The 13,861-nt window shown below is 61.8% G+C and carries 14 protein-coding genes; 9 read left to right on the forward strand and 5 right to left on the reverse strand.

Going from position 1 to position 13,861, the window contains the following annotated elements; genetic code table 11:
- Nucleotides 1–185 precede the first annotated feature (185 nt).
- From CDPAHKCJ_RS11515 to CDPAHKCJ_RS11540, 6 genes are all read left to right on the forward strand, one after another.
- Entirely contained in the window at nucleotides 186–707 is a 522-nt protein-coding gene (locus tag CDPAHKCJ_RS11515; RefSeq protein WP_166019931.1) for a CidA/LrgA family protein, read from the forward strand.
- Nucleotides 704–1,432: an LrgB family protein gene (locus CDPAHKCJ_RS11520; RefSeq protein ID WP_166019932.1), complete on the forward strand. Its 729-nt coding sequence runs from the start codon at nucleotides 704–706 to the stop codon at nucleotides 1,430–1,432. The genes CDPAHKCJ_RS11515 and CDPAHKCJ_RS11520 overlap by 4 nt, the downstream gene beginning before the upstream one ends.
- 336 nt (nucleotides 1,433–1,768) lie before the next feature.
- On the forward strand, nucleotides 1,769–2,659 hold the full coding sequence (locus CDPAHKCJ_RS11525; protein ID WP_166019933.1) for a hypothetical protein: 891 nt from the start codon (nucleotides 1,769–1,771) through the stop codon (nucleotides 2,657–2,659).
- A gap of 148 nt (nucleotides 2,660–2,807) precedes the next feature.
- The gene (locus CDPAHKCJ_RS11530; RefSeq protein WP_107334631.1) at nucleotides 2,808–3,470 is read left to right on the forward strand and encodes a response regulator; all 663 of its coding nucleotides are present in this window, start codon (nucleotides 2,808–2,810) and stop codon (nucleotides 3,468–3,470) included.
- On the forward strand, nucleotides 3,467–4,885 hold the full coding sequence (locus CDPAHKCJ_RS13540; protein WP_166019934.1) for an ATP-binding protein: 1,419 nt from the start codon (nucleotides 3,467–3,469) through the stop codon (nucleotides 4,883–4,885). Before CDPAHKCJ_RS11530 ends, CDPAHKCJ_RS13540 begins: the two co-directional genes overlap by 4 nt.
- A 223-nt stretch (nucleotides 4,886–5,108) precedes the next feature.
- Nucleotides 5,109–5,882 carry a 3-hydroxybutyrate dehydrogenase gene (locus CDPAHKCJ_RS11540; RefSeq protein WP_166019935.1) on the forward strand — a complete coding sequence of 258 codons (774 nt, stop codon included), beginning with the start codon at nucleotides 5,109–5,111 and terminating at the stop codon, nucleotides 5,880–5,882.
- A 152-nt stretch (nucleotides 5,883–6,034) separates the two neighbouring features.
- Here CDPAHKCJ_RS11540 and CDPAHKCJ_RS11545 read toward each other — a convergent pair whose 3' ends face one another.
- From CDPAHKCJ_RS11545 to CDPAHKCJ_RS11565, 5 genes are all read right to left on the reverse strand, one after another.
- A complete protein-coding gene (locus tag CDPAHKCJ_RS11545; protein ID WP_166019936.1) occupies nucleotides 6,035–6,571 on the reverse strand; it encodes a response regulator transcription factor in 537 nt (178 codons plus the stop codon).
- Between the two features lie 32 nt (nucleotides 6,572–6,603).
- Nucleotides 6,604–7,875: an ATP-binding protein gene (locus CDPAHKCJ_RS11550; RefSeq protein WP_166019937.1), complete on the reverse strand. Its 1,272-nt coding sequence runs from the start codon at nucleotides 7,873–7,875 to the stop codon at nucleotides 6,604–6,606.
- A 169-nt stretch (nucleotides 7,876–8,044) separates the two neighbouring features.
- Entirely contained in the window at nucleotides 8,045–9,592 is a 1,548-nt protein-coding gene (locus CDPAHKCJ_RS11555) for a DASH family cryptochrome (protein ID WP_166019938.1), read from the reverse strand.
- The gene (locus CDPAHKCJ_RS11560) at nucleotides 9,579–9,746 is read right to left on the reverse strand and encodes a DUF2256 domain-containing protein (RefSeq protein WP_084589600.1); all 168 of its coding nucleotides are present in this window, start codon (nucleotides 9,744–9,746) and stop codon (nucleotides 9,579–9,581) included. The genes CDPAHKCJ_RS11555 and CDPAHKCJ_RS11560 overlap by 14 nt, the downstream gene beginning before the upstream one ends.
- Before the next feature lie 114 nt (nucleotides 9,747–9,860).
- Nucleotides 9,861–10,379 (reverse strand): MarR family winged helix-turn-helix transcriptional regulator, encoded by a 519-nt coding sequence (locus tag CDPAHKCJ_RS11565; RefSeq protein ID WP_166019939.1) that lies wholly within the window; start codon nucleotides 10,377–10,379, stop codon nucleotides 9,861–9,863.
- Nucleotides 10,380–10,626: 247 nt separating this feature from the next.
- On the opposite strand from CDPAHKCJ_RS11565, the gene hmgA reads away from it, so the two are divergent.
- The 3 genes from hmgA (at nucleotide 10,627) to maiA (ending at nucleotide 13,856) form a co-directional block, all read left to right on the forward strand.
- Entirely contained in the window at nucleotides 10,627–11,964 is a 1,338-nt protein-coding gene (hmgA, locus tag CDPAHKCJ_RS11570) for a homogentisate 1,2-dioxygenase (RefSeq protein WP_166019940.1), read from the forward strand.
- 76 nt (nucleotides 11,965–12,040) lie between these two features.
- A complete protein-coding gene (locus CDPAHKCJ_RS11575; protein ID WP_166019941.1) occupies nucleotides 12,041–13,060 on the forward strand; it encodes a fumarylacetoacetate hydrolase family protein in 1,020 nt (339 codons plus the stop codon).
- A 145-nt stretch (nucleotides 13,061–13,205) separates the two neighbouring features.
- Nucleotides 13,206–13,856 (forward strand): maleylacetoacetate isomerase, encoded by a 651-nt coding sequence (gene maiA / locus CDPAHKCJ_RS11580; protein ID WP_166019965.1) that lies wholly within the window; start codon nucleotides 13,206–13,208, stop codon nucleotides 13,854–13,856.
- Nucleotides 13,857–13,861: the final 5 nt, after the last annotated feature.

A 13,861-nucleotide genomic window follows, 5' to 3' on the forward strand; every position in this document is an offset into this window, starting at 1 on the left:
ATTGCAGACTATCACAGTAAAGCGTTGCCTCACCGTTGTTGGCGTCGGGAGCACTGGAGGGAGCAAGGACGCTGGGGTCAAGAGGATGCAAGGGTGGAGAGGTAAGGGCGTCAGGGATGGCTGTGACATAATTGTCAGCATGGCGGCCTGACGGGCTGACACGGTCGAGAGGAGTCTGCAAGGAAATGGCGTTGATCAAGGGGTTCTGTATTCTGCTGCTTTGCCAGTTTCTCGGTGAGGTGACGGGGCGTGCGTTGTTGCTTCCGGTGCCGGGGCCAGTACTGGGAATGTTGTTCCTGCTGCTGGGGTTGATGTTGCGAGGGCGACTGCGCAAACGGTTGTTGCCTGCCCCGGACATAGAGGGGGAAGGAGTGCTGCGTGTTGACGAGAATACCGATCGAGACCTCGGTCAACGTCAGCTGGCCCGTGCGCTGCTGCGGGAACGTGTGCCTGCCAGTCTCAGGCTTGCCAGCAATGGTCTGCTCTCTCATCTGTCGCTGCTGTTCGTGCCTGCGGGCGTCGGCGTGATGGTGCATTTCGAGCTCATCGCACGTGATCTCACTGCCATCGCCATCACGCTGGTCGCGTCGATCGCGGTCACCCAGTTCGTCACGGCGTGGCTGTTGCAACGTCTGATCGATCGAGGTTCTGCGACACCGAGTGGAGCAGGGGGCAAGTCACCCAGCGCCGATGAGGTGTCTTCATGAATCTGGCCCCGCTTGATGCCCTGTGGGTGTACCTGAGCGCTTCACCATTGCTGCATCTGCTGTTGACGTTGGTGGCCTTTCTGCTGGCGACGGCGATCAATCGTCTTGCCCGGGGCGCATCGCTGGCGCACCCGGTGCTGGTCTCCATCGCGCTGATCATCGGATTTCTGTGGCTGACGGACACTGACTATCCCACCTACTTCGAAGGGGCCCAGTTCATCCACTTCCTGCTCGGGCCGGCCACCGTCGCGTTGGCGGTACCGCTGTTTGACCATCTCGATCGCGTCAAGCAGATGCTGTGGCCACTGCTGACGGCCTGTTGCGTCGGAATCGTCACTGCCGTGACCACCACCCTGGGTCTGGCACTGGCATTGGGGGCACATACCCAGGTGGCCTTGAGCCTGGCACCCAAATCCGTCACATCGCCGATCGCGATGGGGATCGCCGAAAAGCTGGGCGGCATTCCCTCGCTGACGGCAGGGCTGGTGCTGCTGACCGGCACCTTGGGCTGTGTGGTAGGCCCCGTTGTCATGCGGTTGGCAGGGGCGCGAGACGATACCGTCAAGGGCTTCACCATGGGCTTGTCGGCGCATGGCATCGGTACTGCGTTCTGCTTCTCATCGGTGAGCACGCTGGCGGGCGCCTTCGCTGGCATGTCGATGGGACTGACCGGTCTACTGACCGCCTTCATCGTGCCGCCTATCGTTGGGCTGTTCGGCTTCTGAGCACGAGGGGGCATTCGTGGAGAGTCGAGCTGGGGGGGGAGCTAGAGACGAGCAAGCGGCAGGCAGGAAGCAGGAAGGCCAGCGCTATCCTGGCACTGCCTTCTGTGGGCTTAAGTTTGCGTTAAGCGCGGCCGTTCATGCTGGTGATCAATCCATGTTTCAGCTGAGCGCTTGTGTGTTTGCCAAGGCAATCGCCAGCATGTTTCGTGAAGATGTCACCTCGTTGCCACATGTCTGTCAGTGAGCTGATCGATCATGCTCCTACGCAGGTCCACCAGGCGTGGTATCCACTCGCGCCTGTGTGGCTGGCCATGCCTCGACCCAAGGAAAGCCCTCATGTTCACTTCTCTTGCCCGCACAGTTCTTGAACGCACTGGTCTTGCCCGCATTGGTCTTGCCCGCACCGCTGCAAATCTCAAGCCCGCTGGCCTTGCCGGGCATCGTGTACTGGTCGAGGCGCCGATGGCCTCCAGCTGTCGAGAGCTCTGTTGGCAGCTGGCGGCAGCAGGGGCTGCATTGACTCTGGTCGAGCGAGAGGGGGATGACCTTGCCTTGCTGTGCAGGTTGTTGCCCACCCCGAAAGGCCAGCAACATCGCCGTCTCTCACTGACGCACGCAGATGTGAGGGGTGAAGCGCTATGCACCCAACTGCGCAACATCCCGGCTTCGGAGCGCCCCGATACCTTGCTGAGCCTGCCGGGCGATGGCCGCTGGCATCTGGAGAGTGGCCGCGCCTGGCATGTGCTCGAACGTGGGGGATGGCCGACTGAGGTGCGCGCCAAGGTACTGGAGTGTCTTGAGCTTCATGGCTCGGCGGATAGCCGACGCCCGCTGCTGGAGCTGATCGTGCAGGCAGACGGCGACTTTTTCGTTCCGCTGCCAACAGCGAAACACTCACGTATCCGGTTGCATACCCCGGCGCTGATCACCGGCGAAGAGGACCCTCTGTTGATGCGTCTGGCGCGTCATCAGGGCAATCATCCTGTCAGTGTGGCGCGTCAGTCGCGCAAGCTGATCTTCCGACTGCGTCTGGCGCGGGCCAGGCACCCGGTCGCGTATGGCTGGCTGATGGCGGGTGAGGCGTTGCGGCGTGTCATCGGCGGGCCGCGCCGCATGCTGGAGCGTGGCGCGCTCGGGCTGCGCGAGCAGAGGATGCTGCTGACGGCGCGTCTGACCAGGTGGCGTCATGCTCGACACCAGGGGCGTCGCGCACGCAGCGGTGTGTGATGGCTGGCTGATCCATCGATACAGGCGATGTGCCATCCCGTAGTAGGCTTGCAACGTCCGTCACCTTTCGGGTGGCGGACGTCTTGTCTCATGTCCCCTCATGTCCCGATATGACATGGCAGAATCAGAACGATTTCAAGGAGTCCAGATGCGAGTTCTGCTCGTCGAAGATGATCCGTTGTTGGGCGAGGGAGTCAACCATACCCTGCGCCGCGAAGGCATGAGCACTGAATGGTTGAAGGAGGGCGCCAACGTTGCCGCCACGCTCAAGCATTCGCCCTTTGATGTGCTGGTGCTGGACCTTGGCCTGCCGGATCTCGACGGTCTGCAGGTCTTGAGTCACCTGCGCCGTCAGGGCCAGACGTTGCCGGTATTGATCCTGACGGCACGTGATGACATCAGTGATCGGGTACGTGGTCTGGACGGCGGCGCGGATGACTATCTGGTCAAGCCTTTCGACATTGCCGAACTGGTGGCGCGCCTGCGTGCGTTGGTGAGGCGCCATGCCGGACAGGCCAGCGGTTGCCTTCAGCTGGGGCCGTTGCGCATTGATCAGGCTGGCCGCACTGTCACGCTCTCCGGTAGTGAGGTGGCGCTGGGACGGCGCGAGTTTGATCTGCTGGAGTTCCTGCTGTTGCATCCCAGTCGTGTCTTCAGCCGGGATCAGCTCGTCGAGCAGCTCTATGGCTGGGATGGCGATGTCGAGAGCAATGTCATCGAGGTACATGTGCACCATCTGCGCCGCAAGTTCGGCACCGGGGTCGTCAAGACCGTACGCGGTGTGGGTTATCGGCTGGGTGAGCTCACGTGAAGTCCATCCGCAGTTTCCTGCGGCGCAACCTGATCGGTGGCGTCGTGATCGTGCTGGGGACGGCCGCCGCCTGGAGCTACTTCGATTCCCGCGAGCAGATTGATGAGCTGTTCGACGCTGAGCTGGCCCAGAATGCACGTATGCTGGGGCGACTCTATCAGTCCCAGCTCGCATCGTTGACACCGACCGCCCGTCAGGAAAAGTTGCAGCAGATGACATCGGGCCAGTTCAGTCTGCGTCCACCCTCCCTGAGCTTTGCCGATGGCCACGAGAAATCCCCGCTGGGACATGTCTATGAAGACAAGTTGATCTTCCAGATGTGGGATGCGCTGGGCCAGCCATTACTTGGCCTCTCGTCAAGCTCCGTGGCGCTCGATTACCTCCCGGTGCCCGGCTATGGCAGGCAGCATGACAATCACCATGACTGGTTCACCTTCACGTTGTATTTCCCCGAGAGTGGCATCTGGGTCACGGCGGCTCAGCGTGAAGATGTGCGTGATGAACTGACCGGCCAGATTGCGCTGCACAACGTGCTGGCGCTGGTGGTCGGGCTGCTCGTGATCGCCTTGCTAATCGGTGTGGCAGTCTCGCGGGGTTTCCGTCCCGTCTTGCGCATCAGTCATCAGATCACGGCCCGTCAACCGGGGTACCTTGAGCCGCTGGATGCCAGCGAGGCGCCGGACGAGATACGTGGCATGGTGGATGCTCTCAATGGGCTGTTGGCGCGCCTGGCGGACACCCTGGACAAGGAGCGGCGCTTCACGGCCAATGCTGCCCACGAATTGCGGACTCCCCTGGCGGGTATCAAGGTGCATGCCCAGAATATGGAGGCCGATGCCAGGGATGAGGCCTCTCGGCGCTCGGCACGCATGATCGTGGATGGCGTCAATCGCATGACGCGAGTGGTGGAGCAACTGTTGACCCTGTCACGACTGGAAAGTGGTGCAGAAGCACCGCGTCGCCCGGTCGATCTCGCCCAGCTGACCAATGAGCTGGCGCGGGACCTGGGACCCATGGCTCGCCAGCGAGGCATCAAGCTGCATATCGAGGTTACCCCGGGCGCTCAATTGGTCAGTCACGAGAACGGCCTCTACGTGCTGCTGCGCAATCTGCTCGACAATGCGCTGCGCTATACGCCAGAAGGCGGGCAAGTGCGCCTGGATATCCGCCGCAACGATGATGGATGGCGTATGGAAGTGGCCGATACAGGCCCCGGAATCCCGCTGCGTGAACGCGAGCGCGTCTTTGAGCGCTTCGTGCGTCTGGCCGGCCAGAAGACTCAAGGCTCGGGGCTGGGCCTTTCGATCGTGCGCGAGCTTGCTGAACGTCTAGGCGCAGAGCTGGCGCTGAAGGAGAGTCCCTTGGGAACGCCGCAGGCGCCGGGGCTATTGGTGCAGGTTCGCTTCACGACATAGCAGGTTCGCATCACGTCAAGGACAGCGACTGGTAGCCGGGTTGCGTCGGCGGATGCCATGATTGCGTCGAATGCATCATGCGGCCGTGATGCTGGCTGGCGCTCGATAATGCCGGCGGGGAGTGCAACTCGGCGATGGTCGGGTGGCAAAGATGGCTAGATTAGCGCTATCTTCATTATATGTTGCAGAGCAGCATGACATTCCCCTCTGTCAGGAGATTCGCATGAGTGAACAACAGTCTTCCCCTGTCCGTGTTGCACTGGTGACCGGCACCGCCAGTGGTATCGGTGCCGCCATCATGCAAGCGATGTGCGATGCCGGGCATCAGGTGCTGGCGGTCGATTTCAGTGATGAGGGGGCAGAGGTCGCCGACAAGGCAGGGGCTGCCTTCTTCAAGGCCGACCTGACGGATGCCGAACAGTGTCGCGCGGCGGTGGAAGAAGCCGTGTCCCGTTTCGGACGCCTCGATATCCTGGTCAACAATGCCGGCATCCAGCATGTCGAGCGCATCAAGGACTTCCCCGAAGCCAAGTGGAATCAGATCATCGCCTTGATGCTGAGTGCGCCATTCACGCTGATCCAGGCGGCCTGGCCGCACATGGAGAAGAACGGCTATGGGCGTATCGTCAACATGGCGTCCATCCATGCGCACGTCGCGTCGCCGGGCAAGGCGGCCTATGTCAGTGCCAAGCACGGCTTGATGGGGCTGACCAAGACCGCCGCGCTGGAAGGGGGGGAAAGTGGTATCACCGCCAATGCCATCTGCCCGGCCTACGTGCGCACGCCGCTGGTCGACAAGCAGATCGCCGAGCAGGCCAAGCTCAATGACATGCCCGAAGATGAAGTGATCGAGAAGATCATGCTCAAGGGCGCGGCGATCAAGCACATGATCGATCCCTCCGAAGTGGCGGACATGGCGGTATGGCTGGCCTCCGACAAGGCAGGCTCAGTGACCGGCTCCAGCTTCAACATGGACCTGGGGTGGACGGCGCAGTAACGACGTACCCTTGAGCAACGGCTCATTCCAGACAGTGCAGAGACACGAAGCCCTCACCATCGATTCGCGCTTGCGAGCGAGGATGGTGAGGGCTTTTGCTTGCTCGGCAACAAGATGTCGCCTGGGACGCAGACCAGGGCAGCGCCGCTGTCTCAGCGCTTGACCGGCCGCTTCTGCAGCTTGCGTTGCAGGGTACGGCGGTGCATGCCAAGGGCGCGGGCCGTGGAGGAGATATTGCCATCGTGCTCGTTGAGCACCTTCTGGATGTGCTCCCAGGTCAGGCGGTTGACCGACGGCGGATTGTCGGAGATCTCGGCGCCAGGGTCGCCGTCTTCGCGGTTGAAGGCATTGAGAATCTCGTCGGCATCGGCGGGCTTGCACAGGTAGTTGACCGCGCCGAGCTTGATGGCTTCCACCGCGGTGGCGATGCTGGAATAGCCGGTCAGCACCACAATACGCGCGTCAGGCAGCAGGGCGATCAGCTCGGGCAGCAGCTTGAGGCCGGAGCTCTGCTCCAGCTTCAGGTCCAGCGTGATCAGCTCCGGGCGGTGGCTGCGCGCCACGCTGAGTGCCTGGGCTTCATCACGGGCCACTTCTACCTCATAGCCGCGACGCGTCATGGCGCGCGCCGTGACCTGGCAGAAGAATTCATCATCGTCGATGATCAGCAGTCGGGTTGCATCGCTCATCAGGGTTCTCGCTTGGGCGGTCTTTGCCGCCATCATGTCAGATGAAGGGGGAGGCGCACTTCCGTCAAGGTGCCGCCATCTTCGTGGTTGTACAGACTGACGCCGCCACCGAATCGATTGATGGTGGCATGCGTGAGGAACAGGCCGATGCCCATTCCCTTGGATTTGGTGGAGATGAAGGTCTCACCCAGCTGATCCGCCACCGCCATGGGCACACCATCGCCATGATCGCGGATGTCGATCAGCACTTCCTGATCGCGTTGTTCCAGGGTGATCTCGATATCATCCGGGCAGGCGTCGGCGGCGTTGTTGAGCAGGTTCATCAGTGCCTGCTCGAGCGTGGTGTCCACCAGCATGGAGGCCTGTTCAGCACCGGGCGTCACCTCGACGCTATGCTGCACATCCGGGCGTACCACCAGCCAGCGCTGCACGATTTCCTCCAGCCATTGGGCAGCATTGATGGGTTGAGGCTGCTCCATGCGGCGGCGGTCGGCCGCGGCCACCATCGCCTGCAGGCGTTGCTTGCAGGTATCGACCTGACTGCGCAGCAGGGCAAGATCCTCCTCCAGCTGAGGGTCATTCCTGTCCTTGGCATCCTCGCGCATCTCGCTCAACAGCACCGCCATGGTGGAAAGTGGGGTGCCCAGCTCATGCGCGGTGCCGGCGGCCTGACTGGCCACCGCCAATACCTGTTCACTGCGCAGGGCGGCCTCACGCGTGGTGGACAGCGCCTGATCCCGGGTGCGCAGGGCATGGGCCATCTTGTAGATGAAGTAGGTGACCAACGAGGCCGAGAGTCCGAAGTTCAGCCACATGCCGATGACATGCAGGCTGATGCGTCCTCCCAGCTCATAGGTCGCCAGCTGCGGCACCGGCTCATAGAACACCATCAGGAAGCTGTAACAGCCCATGCCTACCGCAGCGACCACCCATGCATAGCGCCACGGGAGTGTCGCCGCCGCCATGGTCACCGGCACCAGATAATAGGGCACGAAGGGGTTGGTGGAGCCACCGGTATGGAAGAACAGCATCGTCAGACCGGCGATATCCACCAGCAGGTGAATCAGGTTCTCGGTGTCGGTGACAGGATGTGATTGCCCGAGACGCCACCAGGTCGCGACATTGACCAGCCCCATCGCGATGATGATCGAGATGACGGGCAGCACGTTGAGCTGAAAGCCGATGATCTCGATCCCGAAGATGATCAGGATGAGAAAGCCGGTCCAGGTGATGCCGCGTGCGATGGTCAGACGAATGAGATTTCGGTGCGGCGTGGACAGTGGTGGCGGTAGCGGCTGATTCATGACGACTCCTGCGAGGAATGCGGCCATGATAGTGAATAAGGCTCATAAAGTGCAGCCCTGACGGCCAGTTAGCGCCAAGGCGCTATGGAATTCCCTTCGTTGTTTCCTCTGCGTTGTTTTCTCTGAATTGTGCCCGCTTTGTGGCGCTCTCTTCCTGGATCAATGGATATCAGCCTCGCTCGAAGGAACCACTCAGCCACGGCGTCACGCGTGTCGGTGTGATGTCGGCCAGATGGGCCTTCCAACCCTCGACATGCGTGAGAGGCTGACGCGGGTAGTGACCTGTTGATCTGTCGCGTCCAGTGCTGATTGGCCAGGCGAGCCAGGGCGCATGGCGCTGCATGCCGGCGGGCAGTGTCGCAAGCTCCGGTATCCAGCGGCTGACGTAATGGCCGAGCGGATCATGCTGGCGTGCCTGTTTCATCATGTTGAAATGGCGGTCCCCGCGCGGATCACGTCCGATACCCGCCAGATAGCGCCAGTTGCCCCAGTTGGAGGCGACGTCGTGATCCAGGAGCTGATGTTCGAACCAGGCCGCTCCCTGGCGCCAGTCCACTCCAAGGTCCTTGACCAGAAAGCTCGCTACGTTCTGGCGTATACGGTTGCTTAGCCAGCCGGTAGCCGCCAGTTCGCGCATGCCGGCATCGACCCATGGCACTCCGGTCATTCCGGCCTGCCAGCGCTCAAGCGCTTCTGACGTTTGCACAGGGCTGGTCGACTGGGCCACATCGTGGCTTGAGGACTCGCCCAAGAAGGTGTGTCTGCCCAGCCGCCGTGCATCCCAGTGGAAGTATTCGCGCCACAACAGCTCGACGCGGATCCAGTCGCTGTCCTTGAAGGCGGCCTGCGGATGTTCACAGTGCTCGGGCAGCGTGGTCTGGAAGGTATGCAACGCGTCCAGTATCCGTCGCGGCGACAGGCTTCCCAGTGCGAGCCACACGGAGAAGCGGGTCGAGAAATCTCTCCCACTGAGGCGATTGCGAGTGGTCTTGTACTGGCCGGCTCGCGCTGGAGTCAGGTACTCCTGCAGTCGTTGTCGGCCGGCGGGCTCTCCGGGGGCAAAGGTGTAGTCGCCGCGGGAGTCGGCCTGCCAATGACGTGCCTCGAACAGTTGCCTGGCCGCGCCCTGAAAGCCACGAGGGGCGGCCTCTGGCCAGCCGGGGAGCCGGGATGGCGCTTTTAGCGGGGCAGGCATGTCGGGGAGGCTCGGACGGGCCTTCTCCAGCTTGCGCCGGAAGGCACTGAAACTCTCGGGGAGTGCGGCGAGCGGTTCCGGCAGCTCGTCTTCGTCCAGCAGCAAACCACTGTTCAATTGCCGCAGGCGACATTGGCTTGCCACCGCGTGTTGCTGGCGTTGTTCCACCACCCCCGTGGCGCGGCGCGTGATGACACCTCGGCAGCCATATTGCCTTGCCAGCTGCCCAATCAGCTGTGCCGGATCCCCGTGGAGGATCAGCAGGTCACTGCCCAGTGCTTGAAGTCGTGTGCGCAGCGATTCAAGACTCCCGAGCAGGGCATGTTGCCGTCCCGTGCTTAGCGGCTGCAGGCATGGCGCCGCGGGGCTGACGCTACCGAAGGGCTGGAAGGTCGTTTCCGCCAGAACATGCACGACCAGCAGGTGCGAGGCTCGCTCCTCGAGTGCGGCTTGCCATAACGGGTTGTCATCGAGGCGCAGGTCCTCGTTCAACCATACCAGCCAGGGGTCAGTGGACGTCATCGCGCGCCTCCCGTGCCAGCTGGCGTGCATTGCGCCGACAGCGCTGGCTGCAATGACGTACGTCGTCCCAACAGTCCTGCCACTTCTTGCGCCACGTGAAGGGGCGCTGGCAGGTCTGACACAGCTTGCTGGGCAGGTGCGGTTTGCGATGCATGCTGGCAAGGCTCCATTAAAACAATACACAACCTATACCATATTTATACATCGCACGAAATGGCGGCCAGACAGTCCTCTGTCATCCTGCTTGCGAGTCCCTTGCATGCCTGCCTCAGTCGCTGCCCGGCAGTTGATCCAGTTGTCGCTCAAGAGTCTGCATGGTGATCAGCAGATCACGGTATTGGCGTGCGTCGACGGCCCCGAGCAGCTCATCCTCGAAACGCCGCGCTTCGGGAATCAGTTCGGCGAGCATGGTCTCACCTTCAGCGGTGAGGGCGAGCAACTGCGCGCGCTGGTCCTGTTCGCTCGGACGACGCAGGATCAGTTCGCGACTTTCCAGTGATTTGACGGCGCGCGAGACCCGTACCTTGTCCATGTGGGTGCGCAGACTGACTTCCCGCGCGGTCATCGGCACGCCGCGGCTCAACCAGGCCAACAGACGCCACTCGGCGACATTGATGGCGAAGCGCTCGCCATAGCGGGCGAACATCGCCTCACTGGTGCGCTCGGCCAGTCGGTTGAGGCGATAGGGCAAAAACTGGTCAAGATCCAGCTCGCAACGGGAGCGGTCCTGTGAGGTTTTCCCGTCAAGGGCATCGTGAACTTCGGGAGTGTCATCGGTGCGTTGCATCGAGAGTTACCTGACTCGGTGAGAGGGTTGGCATACGGCGTCGGATTGAAACATTTCAGACGGATGATGTTACTGATGTTACCACTTGCGACAGAAGACAAGACAAAAGTCTAGCAATCAGGCGATTGCCAAGGTATGGGGTTGTCTATATGGTTTCATTTGTAACCAGTTGGACCGGTGACGGCATGTCGTGCCGTCAATGCCCCAGGTCATCAGGAGCCGCGAGCCCACAAGGAGATGAATCGTCATGCGCGAGCGCAATGCTGAGTGTCATTATCACGCCGGTTTTCGAAATCATGTCTCCAGCGAGGCGTTGCCTGGCGCCTTGCCGCAGGGCCAGAACTCTCCCCAGCGTTGCCCCTATGGCCTGTACGCGGAGCAGTTGAGCGGCTCGGCCTTCACCGCGCCGCGTAGCCACAATCTGCGCAGCTGGCTTTACCGCATTCGGCCCTCGGTGGTGCAGGGCGCCTATCAGCCCATGGAGATGCCGCAGGTCGCCACCGCACCGCTGGCCGAGAGAATGCCGGATCCCAACCCGATGCGCTGGGACCCCATTGCATTCTCGACAGGGGACTTTCTGGACGGCCTGATCACGCTGGCGGTCAATGGGGATGCCCAGGCGCAGCAGGGCTGTGCCACGCACCTCTATGCCTTCTCTCGCGGCATGCAGCAGCGCTTTTTCTACAATGCCGACGGCGAATTGCTGATCGTGCCGCAACAGGGTGCCATCGAGGTGCGCAGCGAGCTGGGCCTGCTGGAAGTCGCCAGCGGCGAGATCGTGGTGATCCCGCGTGGTATCAAGTTTCAGCTCAACCCGCTGGCGGGACACGCGCAGGGCTGTCGAGGTTATGTGGCCGAGAACTATGGCGCGCCTCTCGAGTTGCCCTCTCTGGGGCCTATCGGCAGCAATGGGCTGGCCAATCCGCGTGATTTCCTCGCGCCATCGGCGCGTTTCGAGGACGAAACCGGTGACTTCACGCTGGTGGCCAAGTTCGGCGGGCGTTTCTGGTGCGCGAGTCTGGATCACTCACCACTGGATGTCGTGGCCTGGCATGGCAACTACGCGCCCTACAAATATGATCTGGCGACCTTCAATACCATCAACACGGTCAGCTTCGATCATCCGGACCCCTCGATCTTCACCGTGCTGACATCACCCTCGGACACCGTCGGGGTTGCCAATCTCGACTTCGTGATCTTCCCGCCGCGCTGGATGGTTGCCGAGAACACCTTCCGCCCCCCGTATTTCCATCGCAATCTGATGAGCGAGTTGATGGGGCTGATCCATGGTGAATACGATGCCAAGCGCGAAGGCTTCCGTCCGGGAGGCGCGAGCCTGCACAACGCCATGACCCCGCATGGCCCTGACGCTGCCACCTTCGAGGCCGCCAGTCAGGCGGAACTCGCCCCCCGCTATCAGGGCAATACGCTCGCCTTCATGTTCGAGAGTCGCTATCTGTTCCAGCCCACCCCACTGGCGATGTCGTCGAGTGCTCGTCAGCGCGACTACGGTTCGGTCTGGCAGGGGTTGGCGTCTCACTTCGCTCCTCACTTCACTCCTCACTTCACCCCGCATCAGCGATGACACCTGATTTTTCTCCGTCATCCGATTCCAGGCAATTCCCACATTCTTGCTCATGTTGCTCTTCAAGGAGGCACCCATGAAATTCGCTACTTACCAGGATGGTTCTCGCGATGGAACACTGCTGCTGGTCTCCCGTGATCTGACCCGTGCCGTGAAGGTCGCGGATGTCGCCACGACGCTGCAGGCACTGCTGGAAGACTGGACGTCGCTGGCACCCAGGCTCGAGCAACGCTATGCGGCGCTCAATGAGGGCACGCTGGCGGATGCCTTTGCGCTGGAAAGCCAAGCGCTGCATTCTCCGCTGCCGCGCAGTTATCAGTGGGCAGACGGCTCGGCGTATCTGAATCATGTCCAGTTGGTGCGTCAGGCACGCGGCGCCGAGATGCCCGAGACCTTCTGGCACGACCCGCTGATGTATCAGGGTGGCAGCGACAGCTTCCTGGCCCCCAACGCCGATATCGTGTGTGTCAGTGAGGAGCATGGCATCGACTTCGAAGGCGAGATCGCCGTCATCACCGATGATGTGCCGATGCACGTCAGTTCGGAGCAGGCCGAGAACCACATCCGCCTGTTGATGCTGGTCAATGACGTCAGTCTGCGTGGGTTGATCCCCGGCGAGCTGGCCAAGGGCTTCGGCTTCTTCCAGGCCAAGCCGTCGTCAAGCTTCTCGCCCATCGCCGTGACGCCGGATGAGCTGGGGGATGCCTGGCAGCAGGGGCGCGTGCATCTGCCGCTGAGCGTGCATCTCAATGGTGAGAAGTTCGGTGAGCCCGAGTCCGGGCCAGACATGATCTTCAGTTTCCCGCAGCTGGTGGCGCATGCCGCGAAGACTCGTCCGCTGGGCGCCGGTGCGATCATCGGCTCCGGCACCGTGTCCAATCCCGGCAAGGATGGCGGCCCTGGCAAGCCGATCAGCGAAGGGGGCGTGGGCTACAGCTGTCTGGCCGAAGTCCGCATGGTCGAGAAGATCCTGTTCGATGAGGTTCGCACGCCCTTCATGCGTTTCGGTGATCGCATCCGCATCGAGATGTTCGATCGCGATGGCCAGAGCATCTTCGGCGCCATTGATCAGCAAGTGACGCAGTTGGACGCCTGAGGGCGGCGTCGTGAGGGAGAACTACTCAGAGACCCGTCTCGGGAAGGGGTCGTGTGCCGGTAAGCCTCAAGCCAACTGGAATCGAGGCAGGGGGGTGGGGCGTCCGGCATCCAATCGCGCCACAGGAGAGTGCGGCATGAGTTCGATGAGTCTGTATGGCTATTACCGTTCATCTACCAGCTATCGGGTAAGAATCGCGCTGGCGCTCAAGGGGATTGAGGTCGCTCAGGTGCCGGTCAACCTGCTCAAGGGGGAACAGCGCAGCGAGGAGTATCTGGCCATCAATCCCCAGGGGCTGGTGCCGACCCTGAGGGTAAGAGATACGGACACATCAGTAGCGCTGACCCAGTCGCTCGCGATCATGGAATATCTGGAGGAGCGCTGGCCCACCCCGGCGTTGTTGCCCTCGGCGCCGGAGGCGCGTGCGAAAGTGCGCGCACTGTGCCAGTTCATGGCCTGTGAGATGCATCCGCTCAACAATCCACGCGTGCTCAATTATCTGACCGATCGGCTAGAGGTCACCCAGGAGCAGCGCCTTGAGTGGTACCGCCACTGGGTCGCCGAGGGTTTCGCGCGTCTGGAAGTGATGCTGGCGGAAAGTGCAGGGCGTTTCTGCCATGGCGATAGCCCGGGCATGGCGGATGCCTGCCTGATGCCTCAGCTCTACAATGCGCGGCGCTTCGAGTGTGAACTCGAGGACTATCCGAGAATTCTGGCCATCGAGGCAGCCTGCCTGTCACTGGAAGCTTTCCAGCAGGCCCACCCTGAACGTCAGCCAGACTGTCCGGCCCCCTGACCCTG

Source organism: Cobetia sp. MB87 (genome assembly GCF_011319755.1).
Lineage (GTDB): Bacteria > Pseudomonadota > Gammaproteobacteria > Pseudomonadales > Halomonadaceae > Cobetia.